Origin of the sequence: uncultured Cyclobacterium sp. (genome assembly GCF_963976465.1) — a bacterium.
Lineage (GTDB): Bacteria > Bacteroidota > Bacteroidia > Cytophagales > Cyclobacteriaceae > Cyclobacterium.
Genome location: NZ_CAXBOC010000593.1, coordinates 1 through 3,113, shown reverse-complemented (window position 1 = coordinate 3,113; position 3,113 = coordinate 1). Strand labels below are relative to the sequence as shown.

Genomic DNA, 3,113 nt, shown 5'->3' with positions numbered 1-3,113 from the left:
AAATACCGATCTCAGATAGCATGGCTTGCATAAATAAAGTCAACCCTTTACAGTCCCCATACTTTTTAGAAAGTACCTCTTCACTTTCCATCGGACGCCAACCCCCCAAGCCCAATTGTATGCTCACATACCTGTAGTTTTTCTGTAGGTAGGTGTATAGTATTTGTATTTTTTCAATTGAACTATCTGTACCATTGACCATCTCCTGAAGCTCTTGTTTGAATCCTTTGGGAAGTTTGGTTCTACCTTTATTTAATTGATAAAACCACAGACCGAAATTCTTCCATGTGTCCATTCTTGCCTCAAACCCATCCATCCCAAATTTTTCGGGCGCTAAAGTTATTTTAGTCAAATCTGTTTCTTCCGTGTCCTCAGGAACAGGAGCGAGGTCATTTATCGTCCAGACTAGCGATTGATGGTCGCCCATTGAATTGTCATCGAAAACACCTTCAAATTGCTGGGTTTTATAACGAATCCCTAGGGATTTCGGATAGTTTACTTCCAAGCGTGCTTGCTCTACTTTTTGATGGTAAAAATTTTGTGGCCTCCAGGAAGGGAAATAAAAATTACCTGATTTTCTAAGCTTTAGCTTCATTTCGACCCTTACCGGAAAGGAAGTTGACTGCAGGTTAAATTGTTTTAAGGTTAAATCTTGATAAATATTTCCACTTGTTATTAAATCTCTTTCTTGAAGGTCTTTGGCTTTTATTTTCTTTATGGTTTTTTCCTTTATGGGGTCTATTACCTTCAGATCAAAATTATCTAAGTTGGTGAATTGATCTATGATAAAGTGATAGGATGCATGTGATAATCCTTTTTTGTCATAGATCGTGGTTACCTGATTGATTTCAATTTCATAGGAGTAGTCCTCTGATAAAGTAATTTTATAGTCTTTCTTTATACTTGAATAGTTGGGGATAGAAAAGTTTGTTCCATTTAATACCAGGGGTGTAAATAGAAAAATATAAAAAATAGAAATAGATAAATACCTATACATTACTTTATGACTTAATCTAATATAAAAAAAATATCATAAATAAAAAAATGATATTGTAATCTGCGCAAATTATAAAATTGAGGGTAAAATAGATAATAAAATCATTAATTTATTTTTATAACGGCAATTGGTTTTTAGAAAAATTTAAATAGCTTATGGATTAATCGTTCATTTTATGGGGGTTAGGGTGAGCTTTTTAAAGGGCTGATACCTATGGTTTCAGAAATATTTTTAATGGATCGTTTAATAGTTATCACTTCCTTTAAGGGAAAATTGATTACTGGGTTTTTTCGGCCGGTAAAATTGCTTACTTTATTCAAAATTAATTTATACCCTATACCAATATGGACACTACCACTAGAATCCCATTTGAAATTTTAAAAACCACTTTTTCCAAGATCTTAATTCAACATGGATTTGAGGATCAGAAGGCCAAAATTTGTGCTGAGCTTTTTGCCATGGCCAGTCTAGATGGAGTGGCTTCTCATGGATTGAATCGTTTCCCTGCCTTTTTGGAGCAGGTGGAGAAAGGGATGGTAGTTCCGGAGGTGGAACCCATACAAGAATTTGCTTTGCCAATCATGGAGCGCTGGAATGGACAATTGGGTGCAGGGATGTACAATGCCTCCATCGCCATGAAAAAGGCTGTCACCATGGCTACTAAAAATGGGATGGGTTGTGTTGCCCTAAGAAACACCAATCATTGGATGCGAGCAGGCAATTATGGCTGGCAAGCGGCGGAAGCAGGGTGTATCGGTATTTGCTTTACCAATACCATTCCTAATATGCCTGCATGGGGAGGAAAAGAGCCTAAACTAGGCAACAACCCTTTGGTAATAGGTCTTCCATATCAAAACAAAGCCGTAATTTTAGATACAGCCATGACTCAGTATTCTTATGGTAAAATGGCGATTTATAAAAAATCAGGTAGGCAATTGCCTTATGCGGCTGGTTTTGATGCAGTGGGAAAGCTTAGCAAAAATCCAATTGAAGTTATTGCTGAGCAGCTGCCCTTGCCTATAGGGCTATGGAAAGGAGCTGGCTTGTCATTGATGCTGGACTTACTGGCTTCAGGCCTTTCTGGTGGGCAGTCTACTTATGAAATTGGTAGGCAGCAAGAGGAGTTTGGTGTTTCACAGTTTTTTTTATGCATTCACCCTGAGGTAATGGGAATTTCTAAGACCAAGTTGGATGAGAAAATTGAACAAACCATTGCAGATCTGAAAAAATCTAAGGTTTTTGATGGAATGGACATTAATTTCCCGGGAGAACAGTCTTTTATCAGAAGAGAAGAAAATCTGCGGCTAGGTGTTCCGGTTGATGCCGATATTTGGGAAAAGGTTTTTCGAATGATGGATTGACTACCTTTATTCTTTGAAGAGAAAAGGTATTATTCTTTGTCTGTTTGGTATTTCAATCTATAGCAATAAAAATTAAGCCCGCCCTGCTGAGACATGTAAATAGGACGGGCTTAACTTAGCTGAGAGGATAAAAGAATAAACGCTCGCAAATATCAGCGTTTTTTTAGCGAATCATTTACTTTATGGTGCTTTCGAAACGATAAGTACCTGAACCTAACTTCAGGACTTGTTTTCCTTCAAGAAAATGACCCTTCTGCAGGTCTTCGTTCTGGTCCAGCCTTTGGTTGTCCATGGTTATGTCTAGTTCACTTTTGGCCGGAATAAATACGGTTGCTTGTGTATTCACAGGTATACTTACTTCCATATAGAGTTTTTCTCCTACTCTTTTCCAAGAACTACTGATATTTCCATGGATGGATTGGTGGCTGGCAGCAACATAATTGATCTCCTTCTCCGGTATTTCAGGGGCAATTGTAAAGCTTTTGTAAGCCACTTCCTCGGTTTTGATGCCTGCCATATTGTGAAACATCCATTCAAAAACTGAACCGAAAGCATAGTGACTAAAAGAGTTCATGCCATTGTTTAGGCTGGACATTTTATCCGGGTCGTCTTTTACATAGCTGTCCCAGCGCTCCCAAATAGTGGTGGCCCCATTTTTTATTTCAAATCCCCAAGAAGGGTATTCTTCGTTGAGTAGAAGTTGATAAGCCAGATCACTGTGGCCTGTTGCCGATAATGCGGGTAAGAGCTGCTTG

Annotated in this window: 3 protein-coding genes; 1 reads left to right on the top strand and 2 read right to left on the bottom strand. The window is 38.3% G+C overall.

The features are described from left to right. A partial coding sequence (locus AAC037_RS22655) for a DUF3857 domain-containing protein (RefSeq protein ID WP_339905826.1) occupies positions 1-997 on the bottom strand: 997 nt, incomplete at its 3' end. 344 nt (positions 998-1,341) lie between these two features. Between AAC037_RS22655 and yiaK the strand changes: the two genes are divergently transcribed. Continuing rightward, positions 1,342-2,358: a 3-dehydro-L-gulonate 2-dehydrogenase gene (gene yiaK / locus AAC037_RS22650; protein ID WP_339905824.1), complete on the top strand. Its 1,017-nt coding sequence runs from the start codon at positions 1,342-1,344 to the stop codon at positions 2,356-2,358. A 175-nt stretch (positions 2,359-2,533) separates the two neighbouring features. Here yiaK and AAC037_RS22645 read toward each other — a convergent pair. Beyond that, positions 2,534-3,113: alpha-L-rhamnosidase C-terminal domain-containing protein (locus tag AAC037_RS22645; protein ID WP_339905822.1), on the bottom strand; the 580-nt coding region annotated here is incomplete at its 5' end.